This is a genomic window from Streptomyces sp. NPDC043896, assembly GCF_056435605.1.
The window spans coordinates 110,423-127,023 of sequence record NZ_JBWKEE010000024.1 but is presented as its reverse complement, the minus strand read 5'-3'; the positions used below and the strand labels follow the sequence as shown (position 1 = coordinate 127,023).

18 protein-coding genes are annotated in these 16,601 nt (G+C 71.4%); 5 read left to right on the top strand and 13 right to left on the bottom strand.

The window, feature by feature from the left end; genetic code table 11:
• Positions 1-80 precede the first annotated feature (80 nt).
• On the top strand, positions 81-485 hold the full coding sequence (locus tag AC069X_RS29895; RefSeq protein WP_478733350.1) for an aggregation-promoting factor C-terminal-like domain-containing protein: 405 nt from the start codon (positions 81-83) through the stop codon (positions 483-485).
• A gap of 116 nt (positions 486-601) precedes the next feature.
• Here the strand turns inward: AC069X_RS29895 and AC069X_RS29890 are convergent, their stop codons facing one another.
• Positions 602-1,771: a steroid 3-ketoacyl-CoA thiolase gene (locus tag AC069X_RS29890; RefSeq protein ID WP_401243621.1), complete on the bottom strand. Its 1,170-nt coding sequence runs from the start codon at positions 1,769-1,771 to the stop codon at positions 602-604.
• A gap of 266 nt (positions 1,772-2,037) precedes the next feature.
• Here AC069X_RS29890 and AC069X_RS29885 point away from each other — a divergent pair, with 266 nt between their 5' ends.
• Positions 2,038-3,282, top strand: coding sequence for a cytochrome P450 (locus tag AC069X_RS29885; RefSeq protein ID WP_478733347.1), 1,245 nt, complete (start codon positions 2,038-2,040; stop codon positions 3,280-3,282).
• A 322-nt stretch (positions 3,283-3,604) separates the two neighbouring features.
• Here AC069X_RS29885 and AC069X_RS29880 read toward each other — a convergent pair whose 3' ends face one another.
• The gene (locus tag AC069X_RS29880) at positions 3,605-4,126 is read right to left on the bottom strand and encodes a PaaI family thioesterase (RefSeq protein WP_478733345.1); all 522 of its coding nucleotides are present in this window, start codon (positions 4,124-4,126) and stop codon (positions 3,605-3,607) included.
• A 110-nt stretch (positions 4,127-4,236) separates the two neighbouring features.
• Between AC069X_RS29880 and AC069X_RS29875 the strand changes: the two genes are divergently transcribed.
• The gene (locus tag AC069X_RS29875; RefSeq protein ID WP_478733343.1) at positions 4,237-5,172 is read left to right on the top strand and encodes a GlxA family transcriptional regulator; all 936 of its coding nucleotides are present in this window, start codon (positions 4,237-4,239) and stop codon (positions 5,170-5,172) included.
• Positions 5,173-5,277: 105 nt separating this feature from the next.
• On the opposite strand, the gene AC069X_RS29870 is transcribed toward AC069X_RS29875, so the two are convergent.
• The 9 genes from AC069X_RS29870 to AC069X_RS29830 form a co-directional block, all read right to left on the bottom strand.
• Positions 5,278-7,293, bottom strand: a complete 2,016-nt coding sequence (locus AC069X_RS29870; protein ID WP_478733341.1) for a phosphatase PAP2 family protein — start codon at positions 7,291-7,293, stop codon at positions 5,278-5,280.
• 211 nt (positions 7,294-7,504) lie between these two features.
• Positions 7,505-7,699 carry a hypothetical protein gene (locus AC069X_RS29865; RefSeq protein WP_478733339.1) on the bottom strand — a complete coding sequence of 65 codons (195 nt, stop codon included), beginning with the start codon at positions 7,697-7,699 and terminating at the stop codon, positions 7,505-7,507.
• 29 nt (positions 7,700-7,728) lie between these two features.
• Positions 7,729-7,977 carry a DUF7848 domain-containing protein gene (locus AC069X_RS29860; protein ID WP_478733337.1) on the bottom strand — a complete coding sequence of 83 codons (249 nt, stop codon included), beginning with the start codon at positions 7,975-7,977 and terminating at the stop codon, positions 7,729-7,731.
• Positions 7,974-8,174 (bottom strand): hypothetical protein, encoded by a 201-nt coding sequence (locus tag AC069X_RS29855; protein ID WP_478733335.1) that lies wholly within the window; start codon positions 8,172-8,174, stop codon positions 7,974-7,976. The genes AC069X_RS29860 and AC069X_RS29855 overlap by 4 nt, the downstream gene beginning before the upstream one ends.
• 88 nt (positions 8,175-8,262) lie before the next feature.
• The gene (locus AC069X_RS29850; protein ID WP_478733333.1) at positions 8,263-9,111 is read right to left on the bottom strand and encodes a helix-turn-helix domain-containing protein; all 849 of its coding nucleotides are present in this window, start codon (positions 9,109-9,111) and stop codon (positions 8,263-8,265) included.
• Between the two features lie 12 nt (positions 9,112-9,123).
• Positions 9,124-9,642 carry a DUF6879 family protein gene (locus AC069X_RS29845; RefSeq protein ID WP_478733331.1) on the bottom strand — a complete coding sequence of 173 codons (519 nt, stop codon included), beginning with the start codon at positions 9,640-9,642 and terminating at the stop codon, positions 9,124-9,126.
• A 10-nt stretch (positions 9,643-9,652) separates the two neighbouring features.
• Entirely contained in the window at positions 9,653-9,895 is a 243-nt protein-coding gene (locus AC069X_RS29840; RefSeq protein ID WP_478733329.1) for a hypothetical protein, read from the bottom strand.
• Between the two features lie 391 nt (positions 9,896-10,286).
• Positions 10,287-10,865: a recombinase family protein gene (locus tag AC069X_RS29835; protein ID WP_478733327.1), complete on the bottom strand. Its 579-nt coding sequence runs from the start codon at positions 10,863-10,865 to the stop codon at positions 10,287-10,289.
• Between the two features lie 209 nt (positions 10,866-11,074).
• Positions 11,075-12,820 carry a recombinase family protein gene (locus AC069X_RS29830; protein WP_478733325.1) on the bottom strand — a complete coding sequence of 582 codons (1,746 nt, stop codon included), beginning with the start codon at positions 12,818-12,820 and terminating at the stop codon, positions 11,075-11,077.
• On the opposite strand from AC069X_RS29830, the gene AC069X_RS29825 reads away from it, so the two are divergent.
• A complete protein-coding gene (locus tag AC069X_RS29825) occupies positions 12,821-13,186 on the top strand; it encodes an antibiotic biosynthesis monooxygenase family protein (RefSeq protein WP_478733323.1) in 366 nt (121 codons plus the stop codon).
• A 205-nt stretch (positions 13,187-13,391) separates the two neighbouring features.
• Here the strand turns inward: AC069X_RS29825 and AC069X_RS29820 are convergent, their stop codons facing one another.
• Positions 13,392-13,787 (bottom strand): nuclear transport factor 2 family protein, encoded by a 396-nt coding sequence (locus tag AC069X_RS29820; RefSeq protein WP_478733321.1) that lies wholly within the window; start codon positions 13,785-13,787, stop codon positions 13,392-13,394.
• A gap of 106 nt (positions 13,788-13,893) precedes the next feature.
• Between AC069X_RS29820 and AC069X_RS29815 the strand changes: the two genes are divergently transcribed.
• Complete coding sequence (locus AC069X_RS29815; RefSeq protein ID WP_478733319.1) at positions 13,894-14,445, top strand: GNAT family N-acetyltransferase; 552 nt, start codon at positions 13,894-13,896, stop codon at positions 14,443-14,445.
• A 7-nt stretch (positions 14,446-14,452) separates the two neighbouring features.
• Here the strand turns inward: AC069X_RS29815 and AC069X_RS29810 are convergent, their stop codons facing one another.
• Positions 14,453-16,528 (bottom strand): MDR family MFS transporter, encoded by a 2,076-nt coding sequence (locus AC069X_RS29810; RefSeq protein ID WP_478733373.1) that lies wholly within the window; start codon positions 16,526-16,528, stop codon positions 14,453-14,455.
• Positions 16,529-16,601: the final 73 nt, after the last annotated feature.

The following is a 16,601-nucleotide window of genomic DNA, read 5'->3' as shown; positions in this document are numbered from 1 at the left end:
TCCCCTCTCCTTCGCGTGAGTGGCTCACGCATGTCTTCGGCATGCCGCGACCGTCCTTGTCCCCGTCGGAAGGTTCCTCCGTGTCCAACGCCGTCATCCGCCGCATCGCCGCTTCGAAGAAGGCCCTCGCCGGTTCCGTCCTCGCTCTGGGTGTCGCGGGTTCCCTGCTCGCCGCGGTTCCCGCGCAGGCCGCTCCGGCGGGCGCGAAGGCGATCGCCCAGCAGATGATCAAGGACCCGGCCCAGTTCGCCGCCTTCGACAAGATCGTCACCCGTGAGAGCGGCTGGGACTACACCGCGGTCAACTCCTCCTCCGGCGCCTACGGTTTGGTCCAGGCCCTGCCCGCGTCGAAGATGTCCTCCGCGGGCTCCGACTGGAAGACCAACCCGGCCACCCAGATCAAGTGGGGCCTGGACTACATGAACGAGCGCTACGGCAGCCCCGTCGAGGCCTGGAACTTCTGGCAGGCCAACCACTGGTACTAAGCCACCAGTGCGGCAGCACGGCGTACGAAGGCCCCGGTGGCCGGCCTCCCCAGGTCCGGCCACCGGGGCCTTCCGCATCCCGTCCCACGGGGTTCAGCGGGCGCCCGGAGCCCTCGTCACAGGCGCTGGATGATGGTGCCGGTCGCCAGCGCGCCACCGGCGCACATGGTGATCAGCGCGAACTCCTTGTCGCGCCGCTCCAGCTCGTGCAGCGCGGTGGTGATCAGCCGGGCGCCGGTGGCGCCGACGGGGTGGCCGAGGGCGATGCCGCCGCCGTTGACGTTGACCTTCTCCAGGTCCTGGCCGAAGACCTGGGCCCAGCTGAGGACGACGGAGGCGAAGGCCTCGTTGATCTCGACGAGGTCGATGTCCTTGAGGGACATCCCGGCCTTGCCCAGTACGGCCCGGGTCGCGTCGATCGGGCCGTCCAGGTGGAAGTGCGGGTCGGAGCCGACCAGCGCCTGGGCGACGATCCGGGCGCGCGGCTTGAGCTTGAGCGCGCGGGCCATCTTGCGCGAGGCCCACATCACGGCGGCGGCGCCGTCGGATATCTGGGAGGAGTTGCCGGCGGTGTGGACGGCCGTCGGCATGACCGGCTTGAGCCGGGCCAGGCCCTCCATGCTGGTGTCGCGCAGTCCCTCGTCCCGGTCGACCAGCCGCCACATGCCCTGGCCCGCCGCCTGCTCCTCCTCGGTGGTGGGCACCTGGACGGCGAAGGTCTCGCGCTTGAAGCGCTCCTCGGCCCAGGCGGTGGCGGCCCGCTCCTGCGAGAGCACGCCGAGCCGGTCGACGTCCTCGCGGGTCAGGCCCCGGTGGCGGGCGATCCGCTCGGCGGCCTCGAACTGGTTCGGGAGGTCGACGTTCCACTCGTCCGGGAAGGGCTTGCCGGGCCCGTGCTTGGAGCCGGAGCCGAGCGGGACGCGGCTCATGGCCTCGACGCCGCAGGCGATGCCGATGTCGACGACCCCGCCGGAGATCATGTTGGCGACCATGTGATTGGCCTGCTGGGAGCTGCCGCACTGGCAGTCGACGGTGGTCGCGGCGGTCTCGTACGGGAGGCCCATGGCGAGCCAGGCGTTGCGGGCGGGGTTCATGGACTGCTCGCCCGCGTGGGTGACGGTGCCGCCGACGATCTGTTCGACGCAGTCGGGCTGGATTCCGGTTCGGGCCAGGAGCTCGCGGTAGGTCTCGCCGAGCAGGTAGGCGGGATGGAGGTTGGCCAGGGATCCCCCGCGTTTCCCGATGGGGGTGCGTACGGCTTCGACGATGACGGGTTCCGCGGCCATGAGCTCGTCCTCTCCTGCACAATCTGCACAGCGCCGGCGTGGCGGGCCGTCCCGGCGGCTGCCCCGCGCGAACTAGTACGCGTTCTAGTTCTCCCCCGCAGTCTTATGACCTCGACGCCCGGCACGCAAGGGTCTTGCACGCGGCTTACACGGATTCCACACGCAACAGTTGGCGCGCGGGCCCTTGTGAGTTCTAGAACTCGTTACTACCTTCAAGCCAACTTCTGATGGGCCGTCAGACCCTCGTCAGACCTTGGAGTCGCCCGATGCCCTGTCCCGCGCTGCCCGAAGGCTTCGACGCCACCGACCCCGACCTCCTCCAGGACCGGGTCCCCTTCCCGGAGTTCGCTCGGCTGCGGCAGACCGCGCCCGTGTGGTGGTGCCCGCAGCGGCGGGGCGTCACCGGATTCGACGACGAGGGCTACTGGGCCGTCACCCGGCACGCGGACGTCAAGTACGTCTCCACGCACCCGGAGCTCTTCTCCTCCACCACCAATACGGCGATCATCCGCTTCAACGAGCACATCCAGCGCGAACAGATAGATGCCCAGCGCCTGATCATGCTGAACATGGATCCGCCCGAGCACACCCGCGTACGCCAGATCGTGCAGCGCGGCTTCACCCCCCGCGCCATCCGCACCCTGGAACGGGCCCTGCGCGACCGGGCCCGGAAGATCGTGGAGGAGGCCCGGGAGGCCTCGGCGGACGGCTCCTTCGACTTCGTCACCCAAGTGGCCTGCGAACTCCCGCTCCAGGCCATCGCCGAGCTGATCGGCGTACCGCAGGAGGACCGCTCCCGGATCTTCGACTGGTCGAACAAGATGATCGCCTACGACGACCCGGAGTACGCGATCACCGAGGAGGTCGGTTCCAACGCCGCCGTCGAACTCATCGGCTACGCCATGAACCTGGCCGCCGAGCGCAAGGAGTGCCCGGCCAAGGACATCGTCACGCAACTGGTGGCGGCGGAGGGCGAGGGCAACCTGCGCTCCGACGAGTTCGGCCTCTTCGTGCTGCTGCTGGCCGTCGCGGGCAACGAGACCACGCGCAACGCCATCAGCCACGGCATGCACGCCTTCCTCACCCACCCCGACCAGTGGGAGCTGTACAAGGCGACCCGGCCGGCCACCGCCGCGGAGGAGATCGTGCGCTGGGCCACGCCCGTCGTGTCCTTCCAGCGGACCGCCACCCGCGACACCGAGCTGGGCGGCCAGAAGATCAAGGCCGGCGACCGGGTGGGGCTCTTCTACTCCTCCGCCAACCACGACCCCGAGGTCTTCGAGGACCCGGACGTCTTCGACATCACCCGCGACCCCAACCCGCACCTCGGCTTCGGCGGCGGAGGCCCGCACTTCTGCCTCGGCAAGTCCCTGGCCATCCTGGAGATCGACCTGATCTTCAACGCCCTGGCCGACGCCCTGCCCGACCTGCGGGCCGCCTCGGACGGCCCGCGCCGGCTGCGCGCGGCCTGGCTGAACGGCATCAAGGAGCTGCGGGTCAGCGTGGGTTGACGGACTCCGGGCCGGCGCGAGCCGGCCCGTGAACCAGGACGGCAGGGGCCGCACACCCACGCCCCGGCCCCTGCCGTCCGTCGGAGCGGTGATCGCCCGAGTGGCGGGATCGCGGGACCTGGCCGATCCTGACAGGACGCGACGATCCACCGAAGGGGCGCCGGGGACACCAAGCCCCGGCGTTCCTTCGGCCATTCCGCGTCCGGTACGGCCGTACCGGCTGCCGCTCGGGCCATACCGGCTGCCGCTCGGGCCGTACCGGCTGCCGCTCGGGCCGTTCCGGGGCCGGCGTACGGCCGTCCCGGCCGTGCGCGCCGGTCCGTCAGGCGGGCCGCAGGACCGCGCAGGTGGTCGTCCCGTGGGCGTAGAGCTTGCCGTCGTGCGTGCCGACGACCCGCGCCTCGGCGGTGGCCGTGGTGCGGCCGACGTGCAGGGCGGTGCCCTCACAGCGCAGGGCGGGGGTGTCCGCCGACACCGGGCGGATCATGTGGACCCCCAGCTGCACGGTGGTGTAGGCGGTGCCCGCCGGGAGCCGCGTCATCACCGCCGAACCGAGCGCCGAGTCCAGCAGGGTCGCCAGGAAGCCTCCGTGGACCGTGCCCATGGGGTTGAGCAGGTGGTCGCCGGGGTCCCCCTCGAACACGACGGAGCCCTCCCCGACCTCGGTGAGCCGGAAGCCCAGGGTGCTCATCATCGAGGCGGCCGGCAAAGTCCCGTCCAGCGCGGCCCGGAGGATCTCCAGGCCGCTCATGCCCAGGATCTCCGGGGTGGTCGCGGGCCGCGGCTGCCAGGTGTGGGTGCGGCTGCGCAGGGCCTCGGGGGCGGTGGTGCGGTACGTGGTCATGCCATCGACCCTAGGCAGCGCGCCTTCCCTCCGGGAGTGTCGGATCCGGCGTCTTCCGCACCGAATCCGACACCATCCGGGCGGGCCCCGCGACCGGCTACGGTGGGCCCGTGAAAGTCGCCGTACTGGCCCTCGACGGGGTCTTCGACTCCGGGATCTCGGCCGTCCTGGACGTGCTGCACACCGCCAACGCCCTGCGCCGGGAGCTCCCCGGCGCCACGCCGCCCGCCTTCGGCATCCACACGATCGGCGTCCGCCGGCGCGTCCGCAGCGGGCTGGGCCACCGCATCGACACCGAGCCGGCCCGCGAGGCGGAGGACGCCGGGCTGCTCGTCCTGCCCGCCCTGATGGAACGCCGCCCCTCCGCGCTGCTGGAGGCCGTCGCCGCGCCCGGGCAGCGCCCGGCCCGCCGGATCCTGGCCGAGGCGCGCGAACGGGGCACCCCGCTCGCCTCCTCCTGCACCGGCACCTTCCTGCTGGCCGAGTCCGGGGTGCTCGACGGGCTGCGGGCGACGACCAGCTGGTGGCTGGCGCCGGTGTTCCGCGAGCGCTACCCCCGGGTGACGCTGGAGGAGAGCCGGATGGTGACGACCTCGGACGGGGTCACCACGGCGGGCGCCGCGTTCAGCCATCTCGACCTGGCGCTGGCCGTCGTCGGCACGCGCAGCCCGGCCCTCGCCGACCTGGTCCGGCGCTACCTGGTGGTCGACGACCGGGCCTCGCAGGCCGCGTACGTGATCCCCGGCGCCACGGCCCGGCACGAGCCGCTCGTCGCCGCCTTCGAGCGGTGGGTGCGCGCCCGCATCGAAGAGCCCCTGTCGATCGCCGACGCGGCCCGCGACCTGGGCGTCAGCGAGCGCACCCTCCAGCGCACCATGGCCCGCGCCCTCGGCTGCTCCCCCATCCGCCTGGTGCAGGACCTGCGGGTCGAGCAGGCCGAGCACCTGCTGCGCACCACGGGCCTGCCGCTCGCCGCGGTCGCCCGGCGGGTCGGGTACGAGAGCCCCGGCCCGCTGCGCGCGCTGCTGCGCCGCGTGCGGACGTAGGCCCGCGCCGGGTGCGGACGTAGGCCCCCGCGCCGGGTGCGGACGTAGGCCCGCGCGCCGCGTGCGGACGTGGACCCGCGCCGGGTGCTGTCCGGCGGACACCCCCTACGGCCGCCCCGAGCGGGCGGGGGCGCGTACCGGGTCGCCGGCGGCCCGGCGCTGCACGGGGAGGGCGGACTTGAGCGCGCGCGGCCCGGACAGTACGTGGACCAGGGCGAAGCCGGCCGCGACGACGGCCGCGCCGCCGACCGCGTCGAGCACCCAGTGGTTGGCGGTGGCCACGATCGCGCACACCGTGATCAGCGGGTGGAGGACGCCGAGCAGCTTCTGCCAGCCCTTGGGCGCGAGGAGCACGATCACGGTCCCGCACCACAGGGACCAGCCGAAGTGCAGCGAGGGCATCGCGGCGTACTGGTTGGAGATCGCGGTCATCGCCCCGTACGAGGGGTTCGCCAGGTCCTGGACCCCGTGCACGGTGTCGACGAAGCCGAGTCCGGGCATGAGGCGCGGCGGCGCGAGCGGGTACAGCCAGAACCCGGCCAGCGCCAGGACGGTGGCCAGCCCGAGGGAGGCGCGGGCCCAGCGGTAGTCGCCGGGGCGGCGCCAGTAGAGGACGGCGAGTATGCCGAGCGGGACGACGAAGTGGAAGGAGGTGTAGTAGAAGTTGAAGAAGGCCTCCAGCCAGGGCGTGTTCACCACGGCCTGGTTGACGGCGTGTTCGATGTCGATGCCGAGCACCCGCTCGATGCCCAGGATCTGGCTGCCGTTGCCCTCGGCGAGGGAACGGCTCGTGGGGGCCGCGGCGCGAATGTGCGAGTAGATCGAGTAGCCGACCCGTATCAGCAGCAGTTCCAGCAGGAGGTTGGGGCGCGAGGTGACCCGCCGCCAGAACGGCAGCAGCGGGACCCGGCGCCGGCGGGAGGGCGCGGGCTCCGCGTGGACGGTGGGCACGGGCTCGCGCCAGTACGGGGAGGTGCGCGGCAGGAACGGCACGGCGCAGGCCGCCGCCAGGGCCGCGAGCAGCGGCACGTTGTCGCGTACGGGGGCCAGGACGGCCAGGTTGGGCAGCAGCACGGCACTCGGCAGGGTCATGGCCAGCACCACGGCGACGGGCCACACCCGGCGGTCGGCGGCGCGCTCGCCCACCTTGCCGGCCACGGCGAGCAGCACCCACAGCAGCTGGTGGCGCCAGCCGGCCGGGGACACGGCCACCGCGACGCAGCCGGTGACGGCGGCGGCGAGCAGGAGCTGTCCGTCGCGGGCGTAGCGGACGGCGCGGCGCAGGCCGGTCCAGGCGACGGCGGCGGCGAGGGCCGCGAACAGCGCGATCTCGGCGGGGCCGTCGAGGCCGAGACGGAGCAGGGCGCCGTGCAGGGACTGGTTGGCGAGGCCGTCGGGGGCGCCGCCGAGGCCGGTGCCGGCGAGGTGCCCGGCCCAGTACGTCCACGAGTCGCGCGGCAGCGCGGCCCAGGACAGCGCGGTGGCGGCGGCGAAGGTCACGGCGGCGGCCTTGGCTGCCGGGCGGCGGCCGGTGAACCACAGCAGCGGGGCGAAGAGCAGCAGGGCGGGCTGGAGGGCGGCGGCGAGGCCGACGAGGAAGCCGGCGGGGCGTCCGCCGGGGGCCCGGAAGAGGGCGAGGAGCACCAGCAGCACGGGCAGGACGGCGGTCTGCCCGGGGGAGGCGGCTTCGCGGACGGGCAGGGAGACCGTCATCAGCGCGACCAGCACGGGCGCGGCGAGCAGCGCGGTGCGGCGGGGCACGGGGTCGGGGAGCGCCCGGGCGGCGACGAGTCCGACGCCGCCGACGAGGAGCAGCGTCACGCAGGTCCAGGCCACCTCCAGGGAGGGGGCGGCGAGGGCGGTCAGCGGTTTGAGGACGAGCCCGGCGAAGGGGGTTCCGGTGAACTGGCCGGTGCCGTAGAGGGAGCCGGGCAGGCCGCCGGGGAGGTGGACGCCGCTGAGCCAGTCGCCGGGCGGCACCCGCAGCACGGCGGCCGCCTGCCGGACGCCGAGCACGGCCGCGAGCGCCCACAGCAGCAGCCGTACCGCCGCGAGCCTGCCGCCACCGCCTATGACCCCGACGTGTCCGTCGGCACCACCGTGCTCCGCCGCGTCAGCCACGCCCCGCCGCCTCCCGCCCTGCCGACCGCAACCGCTGCTCCGTCCGGCTGCCGCGCGTCGTGCCCCGGTTCATCATCTGGACGACGATATCCCGGTCGGGATCTTTAGGATGGCGGGCATGAGCATCGTGAAGATCAACAAATCTGTCAACGGACTCACATAGGGGCCTGGCCTGGAGCGATCCGCCGTGGCCGCTCCACCTTACGAGCCGTCACGGCCGCTGTGCGTCCAGGCTCCACACGGCCCGCAGGCAGCGCAGGCAGGCACAGGGCGGGAAGACGTCCCCGAAGCCGTCCCAGTAGCCCTCACGCCGGAAGCGGGCCACCTCGACCGGGTCGCGCACCAGCGTCCGTACGGGCTCGCCCGCCCGGAAGACCCGCACCGGGCCGGCGGAGCCGCCCCTCACCACCCGCACGGTGAGGCGGGAGCGCCCCCTCACGCGCCGGTCACCGGACGGGCGACGGGCTCCACCACGGCAACTTCGGAGAACTCCCGCAGGAACGTCATGTGCCCGGTGCGGCCGGTGTGCTGGATGCACAGGTCGGTGCACACGTCCGCGTTCCCGGTCGGGGCGGCCGTCCACCGGCAGTCGGGGTTGAGACAGCGCGCGGTGGCCGTCGTCTCCGCCGAGGGGTGGCGGTGCATCACGTACGAGACGTACCGGAGCACCGCCCGGACGGTCATGCCGCCCCCTCGGAGTGCGGGTGGTTGCGCAGTTCCACGTTGCAGTCGCTGGCCGTGGAGTGGTCGTTCAGGAGCCGGGCCTCCCGGCGCTGCGCGGCCAGGGCGGCGCAGACCACGCATCCGGCCGCCGGCGCGGGCTCCGGGGCCGTGCGCAGCGGTAGTTCCACCGGGGGTCGCGCGTAAGTGATCGCCTTCACGGGGCCGCTCCTCCTGTCGTCCGTGCAGGACCACGCTAGGAACGACGGAGCGGCATCCCCCAGCCGATTGCACGAGGTTGCACGGCTGTCATCGGAGCGTCTGGATGGCGCTCATGATCAGCGCCCGAGCCCTCGCCCCGTGGACGGCCATGCCCGCCAGTTCGGTGAACGCGTCCCCGTACGCGGCGACTTCGCTGGGTTGGGTCAGCGTGAGGTACCCGGAGACCAGCTCCACGTTCACCTGCGCCGTGTCGAAGATCCAGAACCCTTCCACGGGCATGCGGGAGCGCTCGGTACGTGTGGGGACCACACCCAGACTGACGCTGGGCAGCGCGCCGACCGTGAGGAGATGGCGGAGCTGTTCCTCCTGCACCTCCGGCCCGCCGAGTCCGTTCCGCAGGACCGACTCCTCCACGAGGAACGCGAACTGCCGGGCGCCCTCGTGGAGCACGCGCTGACGCTCCATACGGGCGGCTACGGCGTCGGCGACGTCGTCCACGTCGACCCGGCGTCGTTGGACGGCACGCAGGACGGCTTCCGTGTAGCCGGCCGTCTGGATCAGGCCGGGGACGAACCACGAGGAATAGGCGCGGAAGCGTCGGGTGCGCTCGAAGAGCGGGAGACGGGCCTCCTGGGCCTGCCTGAGCCCGGCACGCTCCATGCGCCGCCAGTTGACCCACATGCCCTCGGCGGACCGCAGAGAGGCGATCAGGTCCTCTGTCTGCTCCTCGGCGCCACACGCACGGCACCACGCCCGGATGTCATCGGCCGAAGGGGGCGTCTTGGCGTTCATGATCCGGGACGACTTGGACCGGCTCCACCCGCAACGCTGCGCCAAGTCGATGCCGGTCAGCCCCGCATCCCGGCAGAGGTCCGTGAGACGTTTCGCGAGGGCCTGCCGGGCCTGCTGGGCGCTGGATGAGGGGGATACGGCCATGGCGACGACCCCTCAGCGCGGCCGGTACTCGTCGTGGGGGGCGGCGCGCTGCCAGGCGGTTTCGAAGGCGGCGGCGCACAGCTTCACGCGCTCGGGGTCGTCCGCGTACTCCCGTCCGTCCTGGTCGAGCTGCCCGTCCCCGGTGAAGTGGTGGAACAGCGCCTGGGCTCCGTCGAACAGCCAGAAATCGGTACCCGGCAGGGCCAGGTCCGTGGTCCGCCGGCGCGGCAGCCACCGGACCGACTCGCCCGCCGCGATGTTGGTGAACGTGCAGTCGTACTCGTACCGCACATAGGCGCTGACGGGTTCCGACACGATCCGGAGCCGCCGAACGACGACCCCTCGGCCGGTCGCCTCCCTCACCGCGTCGTGCCAGCCACCCCACCACGAGGTCCGGTCGGCAGGGTCGAGGCGCTCGCCCCGCTGCCACGCGATGAACCCGGGGTCGTCCAGCGTGTAGCTGTCGCGCAGTTCGAGGTGCACCGCCGAGTGCTGCGCTCGCGCCAGGGCTTGACGTGCGGGTGGCTGCACTGCGTGCCTCTCAGTCGTCTTCGGGGCGCGGGATGTACTTCAGCATGACCGCCGGAAGCCTGACGATCGCCTCGTGGGCCGGAACCTCCGTGGAGTGGCCCGGAATCGAACCGATCTCCTGGCACTCCTTCACTTCGTCCTCGGTCGCCTTGTACGACTGGATCAGAAGGTCGCCGGTCTCCTCGTGGAGCCAGATCGTCGGAGACTCGTCAGTCGGCGAGTTGGGGATGATGCCGAGGAACTTTAAGGTCATGGTCGCTCCCGCCGTCGAGTGGGTTGCACCAACGTGCACGAGCGTTGCGCTCCCGCCCCGAGCGCGCAAGAGGGCAATCGGACAAGGTGATTTCAGTGGGGTTTCAGCGCCCTCGGAGGGACGCCACACATGCCGTTCTCGCACCTGCGGGAACGTGCACTCGCAGGTCAGGAAGTAGATCCGCCAAAAAACGGGACCACACCCAGCTCGCGTACGCGGATCTAGGGCCGGGATCGCTGCGGGCGACGCCGCCTGAACTTTGACGCCGCCCCGCCCCTCCTGCGGTGTTCCGGTGGATCTTTGAAGGATCTCGTTTCCCTTAAGAGTTTCTATATGCATTAGGAAAAATACAAAGAACCACCGCAACACCGCACCTGTCGGGCCGACCCTCTCAGGTTGCGCCACCCAGAGCCCGGTAAAGGGTGGCGCGCGACACCCCGAGGGCCTTGGCGACGGCCGTGACGCTCTCCCCCTCGGCCCGACGGGCCTTGGCCACAGCAAGCTTGTCCGCGTCCATGACGGCCGGACGTCCACCCGTACGCCCCTGCGCCCTGGCAGCGTCCAGTCCGGCCCGGGTGCGGTCCTTGATCAGGCTGCGCTCGAACTCCGCCATGGCGCCCACGACCTGAAGCATGAGCCGCCCGTCCGGGGTGTTCGGGTCAATGCTCGCCAACGCTCCCGTCAGTACCTTGAAGCCGACACCCCGGGCAGCCAGCAAGTCCACGAGGGTCACGAGATCGATCAGCGACCGGGCGAACCGGTCCAGCTTCCAGACGCACAGGGTGTCGCCGGGGCGCAGGTAGTCCAGCGCGGCCGTCAACTCCGGGCGGTCGGTGTTCTTGCCACTCGCCTTGTCCGTGAAGATCCGGGCGCAGCCGGCCACCGTCAGCGCGTCGTGCTGAGACCGCGCTTCCTGGTCGTCGGTCGACACTCGGGCGTACCCGATCAGATGCCCTGCGGTCGTCGTCATACACCGATCGTCGCAGAACCCGTCTCAAAACATCAAGAGATCTCAGGAAGTTGTGAGACGGGTTTTGGAACACGATCCAACGGCCCGGAGCACCCTCTCCGGACCGTCTCACAAACCATCGTTTCCGAGACGGCCGCAGTTGGTCACCCTCTGCGACACCCACCCGCCTACGCGGCATGCGGGCGGGTCACATCACTCCGGCGCGGGAGTCATCCGTTCACCTGCGACAACTCGGCCCAGCGCACGATCACCCGAGCCGGGGTGTTCGCGTTGCGCCCCCTGCCCACCGACTTGGCGATCCTCACGGAGTCGATGAACAGCGTGAGGAACTCCCTCTTCCTCTTCAGGTCCCAGCGCGCCCAGGCGGAGCCCTCCCCGATCGGGTCTCCGTCCACACCGGTCCATTCGCCGGGGATACGGATCGTCTGGCCTTCCATCGCGTCCAGCTCCGCGAGGCGTTCGGCCGTCCGCTCTTCATGGGCCGACAGCCGTGCCATGGACTCCGTGAACATCTGAGTGCCGGTCCTGTCCCCGTACACGCCGGCAAGACGGTCGGCGTGCAGGATGCGCCGGGACTCCCGTACGTGCTCCAGCTCGGCCCGCACGGCCGCCCGTTCCGCATCCCGCTGCGATGTATTGCGCTGGCGGGCGAAGCGGCGTGAGGCCTCGGCCAGCCACGCGAGGTCGTCCGGGTCCTCCGGATCCATCGTGGTGAGTCGGGCCCACACCCGCCCGGCGACCGCGTCGTCCGTCGCGTCCTGGCCGATGACGAGACCGCCGTGTCCGGCCACGACTCCCCCGGCCCGGTTGCACTTGTAGTAGAGCTTCCCGTCCCGCCGGTCGGAGACCATGACGGACCCGCACACGTCGCAGAACAACATCCCGTGGCCTGCGAGGAGCGTGGCGACCCGTCGACCGGCGCGCACCACGGTCTGCGTACGGCCGTCCAGAACGTCCTGGAGCCGCCACCACTCATCGGCGGAGATCAGCGGCTCATGAGTCCGGACGGGCTGCCCGTCTTCGTCACGGAGCATGACGCGCTTGCCCGCCTTCCCCGGGACCGGGTTGCCGTCGGCGTCCTTGGTCGGCAGGACACGGCCCTGCCATTCGATGGCGTACCCGGCGAGGCGGGGGTCCCGGAGGATGCGCAGCACGGTCGAGGACACCCAGGCGGGCCGGTCCACGGCTTCGGAAACCGCTCGAGCACGCCGCGCAGCGAGCCGCTTCGCCCCGGCTTCCCCCAGGGTCTCGACTTTGGTGGGCACGCCGTCTTCATTGAGGCGCTTGGCTATCTGCGAGGCGGACAGTCCGTCTGCCGCCCACTTGGCCATGTCCCGGACGTACGGGGCTTCCACGGGATCCGGTACGAGCCGGATGACGGACAGTTTGCCGCTGGTCCCGCGCTCGGTCGTGAAGCCGTACGGGGCGAGGCCGGAGACGTGGCTGCCGGCCCGGCGGAGCGTGTCCTTGGTCGCGGAGACGTAGGCCGACTTCATGTCGGATTCCTGCTGTGCCAGACCCGCGATGATGGCGAGGATGCCGACACCGACGGGAGTGGACGTGTCGAGGTACGGCTCTTCCACGCTGACGAGCCGGACGCCGTGCGATTCCAGTTCCTCGATGATCCGCATCGCTTCCAGTGCGCCACGGCGGGTCAGGCGGGACAGCGAGAAGACGACCACGGCGTCCACGTGCCCGCCGCGCACGGCTGTCATCATCTCCTCGAACCCCGGGCGGTGGATGCTCGGGTCCCATCCGGACTTGCCGACGTCCTCGAAGTGGCCCTCGTCGGTCCACCCCTTCGAGCTGATGAGCGAGGCGCACCGGTCGCGCTGCGCCATCGGTGAGGCCTGGGAGTCGTCCTCACGACGCTTTGACTGGCGGATATAGGAGACTGCACGCACGCGATCAAGGCTAGGTGCAGTGCCCGGCCTGTATTTCCTGAGAGGTGCCATGTGCCTAGCATCGTAAAGATCAACGCGCTGACGGTTCCGGACGAGCAGCGGGAGCTGCTGGAGCAGCGGTTCGCCTCGCGGGCGGGCGCCGTGGAGGGTTCGGACGGGTTCGAGTGGTTCGAGCTGCTGCGGCCGATCGAGGGCACGGACCAGTACCTCGTCTACACCCGCTGGCGGTCGGAGGAGGACTTCCAGGCGTGGATGGAGGGTCCGATGAAGGCGGCGCACCAGGGTGGCGGCGCGGGCGGGGCCGGCGGGGCCGGTGGGGCCGGTGGGGCCGGTGGGGAGCGGCCGAAGCCGGCGGCTTCCGGGTCGCAGGTGTGGTCGTTCGAGGTCGTGCAGCAGGCGGCGCCGAAGAAGGCCTGAGGCCTTCGACGACGCCTGACGGCGCGAGGTGTGCGGAGGGACCCGGGGCGCGCGGCGCCCCGGGTCCCTCTGTCTGTCCGGCCTCGGCCGGGCCGCCTCGGATCGGGACGGGTCAGGCCCGGACGGTGTCGGGGCAGGTCAGGCCAGGCCGGTGTCGGGGCAGGTCAGGCCAGGCCGGGCACCCACGGGCATCGGGACGGGCGGGTCAGGCCCAGAAGGCGTCGCTCTCGTCGATGTCCTGGGTGCACTGGTCGATGTCGGTGATCTTCCCGCCGACGATGGTGAAGAAGAGGCCTTCGTGGATCTCGATGCCCCGGTCGCCGCGGTCGCCCATGGCGACGTGCACGGACATCGCGTGGCCCCGGCCGTCCACCATGACGTTCTCCAGGCGGACGCGGTAGGTGCCGTTGGTCTCCTCCCCGAGGCGGCGGTAGAGGTCGAGGACGGCTTCCCTTCCCTTGTGGTGCCCCGAGAGCACGCTGTTGCCGGGCACGTGGTGGATGACGTCGGCCGTCATCAGCGTGCCCAGGGTGTCCATGTCGCCCTTGCCGAAGGCCTCGTAGCCGCGGCGGATCAGGGCACAGTCCGGATGCTCCGACATGACGGTTCACACCCTCCGTTTGTGCGATTTACGCCTTTCCTCATCATCGGCCCGCCCCTGTGGATATTCCACGCGGGAGCTCGGGGAGGGGCTCCACAATGGCGCCATGAACAGGAAACCGATCATCACGACACCGTCCGCGACCTCCCTGAGCAGCAGGTGGGAGGTGGTCGCGGAGCCCTTCGACACACCGGCCTCCACGGCACTGCGCCGGGCCTACTACGCGGAGGTCGCCGGCCGGTACTGGGAGCGGTCCGTCACCGAGGCCGAGATCGACCAGGGGATGCTGGACTTCCCGGCCGACGGACTCGAAGCGCCGACCGGCCTGTTCGTGGTCGGCCGCCTCGACGGGCGGCCCCTGGCGTGCGGCGGCATACTCCTGCTCGACCCGGAGACCACCGAGCTCACCAGGGTGTACGTGGACCCGCGCGCCCGCGGCACGGGCGGCGGGGCCGCGCTGCTCACCGCCCTGGAGGAGGCCGCCCGCGGACTCGGCGCCACGCGGATGCGCCTGGACACCCGTACGGACCTGGTCGAGGCGCGCGCCCTGTACGCGCGGCAGGGGTACCGGGAGATACCGGCGTACAACTCCGGGCCGTACGCCCAGCACTGGTTCGAGAAGCCCCTGCCCCCGGCCGTCTCCCAGGCCGTCTCCTAGCCGTCCTTTAGGTGGCGGAGTGGTCCCGGCGCGGCGGGGCGTCGTAGGGCTCCTCGGCGTCGGATCCGCAGAGCTCCCGGTTGAGTTCCTCGACCAGCTTGATGAGGTCGGTGGGGCGGTCGGGGCCCCACCAGTCGCCGAGCAGCTCGGCCAGGGACTCCTGCCGCGCCTGCGCCAGCCGGGCGGCCACCTCCCGGCCCTTGCCGGTGAGGGTGAGCTGGAGTCCCTCGCGGGTGGCGAGCCCGCGTTCCTCGGTCTGGCGGGCGGCGTCTGTGATGGCCTTGATCGGGACGGCGGTGCGTTCCGCGAGCACGGCCGGTTCGACCCAGCCGTACTTGTTGATCCGCAGCAGCAGCCAGCTGGCGGCGGGCAGCAGGTCGTAGCCCGCCTTCGCGGTGATCTTCTCGTAGACGTGGCGGCGGCCCTCGCGGCTGCCCAGCACGGACAGCGCGCGGGCGACCTCCTCGTGCGAGGAGCGGTGGACGGGGTTGGAAGCGAGGGTCTCCGACACGTCGGGCGCGGTGACGGAGCCGCGGAGCTTGTCCTCCTTCAGGAACCAGGAGATGAGGAAGGCGACCAGGACCACGGGCACCGCGTAGAGGAAGACGTCGGTGATGGCGGAGGAGTAGGCGTCCAGCACCCGGGGGCGCACCTCGGGCGGGAGCGCGCCGATGGCCCGGGGGTCGGCCTCCAGCTGCGCGGGGGTCGCGGCGGGCGGCAGCGGGATTCCGGCGAGGGTGGCGGACAGCTTGTCGCCGAGCCGGTTGGTGAAGACCGTGCCGAAGATGGCGACGCCGAAGGAGGCGCCGATGGAGCGGAAGAAGGTGGCGCCGGAGGTGGCGACCCCGAGGTCGGCGTAGCTGACGGCGTTCTGCACGACGAGGACGAGCACCTGCATGACCAGGCCGAGGCCGGTGCCGAAGACGAAGAAGTAGACGCTCGTCTCCCAGTCGGAGCTGGTGCGCTCCAGCTGGTGCAGGAGCAGCAGGCCCAGGGCGGTGACGGCGGTGCCGACGATCGGGAAGACCTTCCAGCGGCCGGTGCGGCTGACGATCTGCCCCGAAACGGTGGAGGCGATCAGCAGGCCGAACACCATCGGCAGCATGTGGACGCCCGACATCGTCGGCGAGACTCCGCGTACGACCTGGAGGAAGGTCGGCAGGTAGACCATCGCGCCGAACATCGCGAAGCCGACGACGAAGCTGATCACCGAGCAGAGGGTGAAGGTGCGGATGCGGAACAGGCCCAGCGGCAGGACCGGCTCGGCGGCCCGCCGCTCGACGAAGAGGAAGGCCACGAGGAGGACGGCGCCGAGGACGGCCAGCCCGATGATCCGGGCCGAGCCCCAGCCCCAGGTGCCGCCGAGGGAGGCGACGAGGACGAGGCAGGTAGCCACGGAGGCGATGAGGAAGGTTCCGAGGTAGTCGATGGTGTGGCGGGAGGAGCGGGCCGGGATGTGCAGGGCGGCCGCGATGACGACGAGCGCGACGAGACCGATGGGGAGGTTGATGTAGAAGACCCAGCGCCAGGAGAGGTGGTCCACGAACAGGCCGCCCAGCAGGGGCCCGAGGACGCTGGTCGCGCCGAAGACGGCGCCGAAGAGGCCCTGGTACCTGCCGCGCTCGCGGGGCGGCACGATGTCCCCGACGATCGCCATCGACAGCACCATCAGCCCGCCGCCGCCGAGGCCCTGCAGGGCGCGGTAGCCGATGAGCTGGGACATGTCCTGGGCGAGGCCGCAGAGCGCGGACCCGATCAGGAAGATGACGATGGCGGCCTGGAAGAGCTTCTTGCGGCCGTACTGGTCGCCGAGCTTGCCCCACAGGGGCGTGGCGGCGGTCGAGGCCAGCATGTAGGCGGTGACCACCCAGGACAGGTGCTCCATGCCGCCGAGATCGCTGACGATCGTGGGGAGGGCGGTGGAGACGATGGTCTGGTCGAGTGCTGCGATCAGCAGGCCCAGCAGCAGGGCCCCGATGGAGACGAGCACCTCGCGCGAGGCGTGCTCGGCACCGGGCTTCGGGTCAACGGCCGACGCGGTCACATCCTGAGCCATCGGCTCCTCCTCAGGCCGGATCAACATCTCCATCCTGAGTGGTGTGTCCGGTTATGGCCTCCCGGAAGGGTTGGGTGGGGCTTGTGGGGTCTGCATAATC

Coding starts and splice junctions, on each gene's coding strand:
- AC069X_RS29880 (WP_478733345.1), bottom strand. CDS start 4,126: ATGACCACGTACCGCACCACCGCCCCCGAGGCCCTGCGCAGCCGCACC.
- AC069X_RS29815 (WP_478733319.1), top strand. CDS start 13,894: ATGAACAGGAAACCGATCATCACGACACCGTCCGCGACCTCCCTGAGC.
- AC069X_RS29840 (WP_478733329.1), bottom strand. CDS start 9,895: ATGACCTTAAAGTTCCTCGGCATCATCCCCAACTCGCCGACTGACGAG.
- AC069X_RS29810 (WP_478733373.1), bottom strand. CDS start 16,528: ATGTTGATCCGGCCTGAGGAGGAGCCGATGGCTCAGGATGTGACCGCG.
- AC069X_RS29820 (WP_478733321.1), bottom strand. CDS start 13,787: ATGTCGGAGCATCCGGACTGTGCCCTGATCCGCCGCGGCTACGAGGCC.
- AC069X_RS29835 (WP_478733327.1), bottom strand. CDS start 10,865: ATGACGACGACCGCAGGGCATCTGATCGGGTACGCCCGAGTGTCGACC.
- AC069X_RS29830 (WP_478733325.1), bottom strand. CDS start 12,820: ATGGCACCTCTCAGGAAATACAGGCCGGGCACTGCACCTAGCCTTGAT.
- AC069X_RS29850 (WP_478733333.1), bottom strand. CDS start 9,111: ATGGCCGTATCCCCCTCATCCAGCGCCCAGCAGGCCCGGCAGGCCCTC.
- AC069X_RS29890 (WP_401243621.1), bottom strand. CDS start 1,771: ATGGCCGCGGAACCCGTCATCGTCGAAGCCGTACGCACCCCCATCGGG.
- AC069X_RS29885 (WP_478733347.1), top strand. CDS start 2,038: ATGCCCTGTCCCGCGCTGCCCGAAGGCTTCGACGCCACCGACCCCGAC.
- AC069X_RS29860 (WP_478733337.1), bottom strand. CDS start 7,977: ATGACCGTCCGGGCGGTGCTCCGGTACGTCTCGTACGTGATGCACCGC.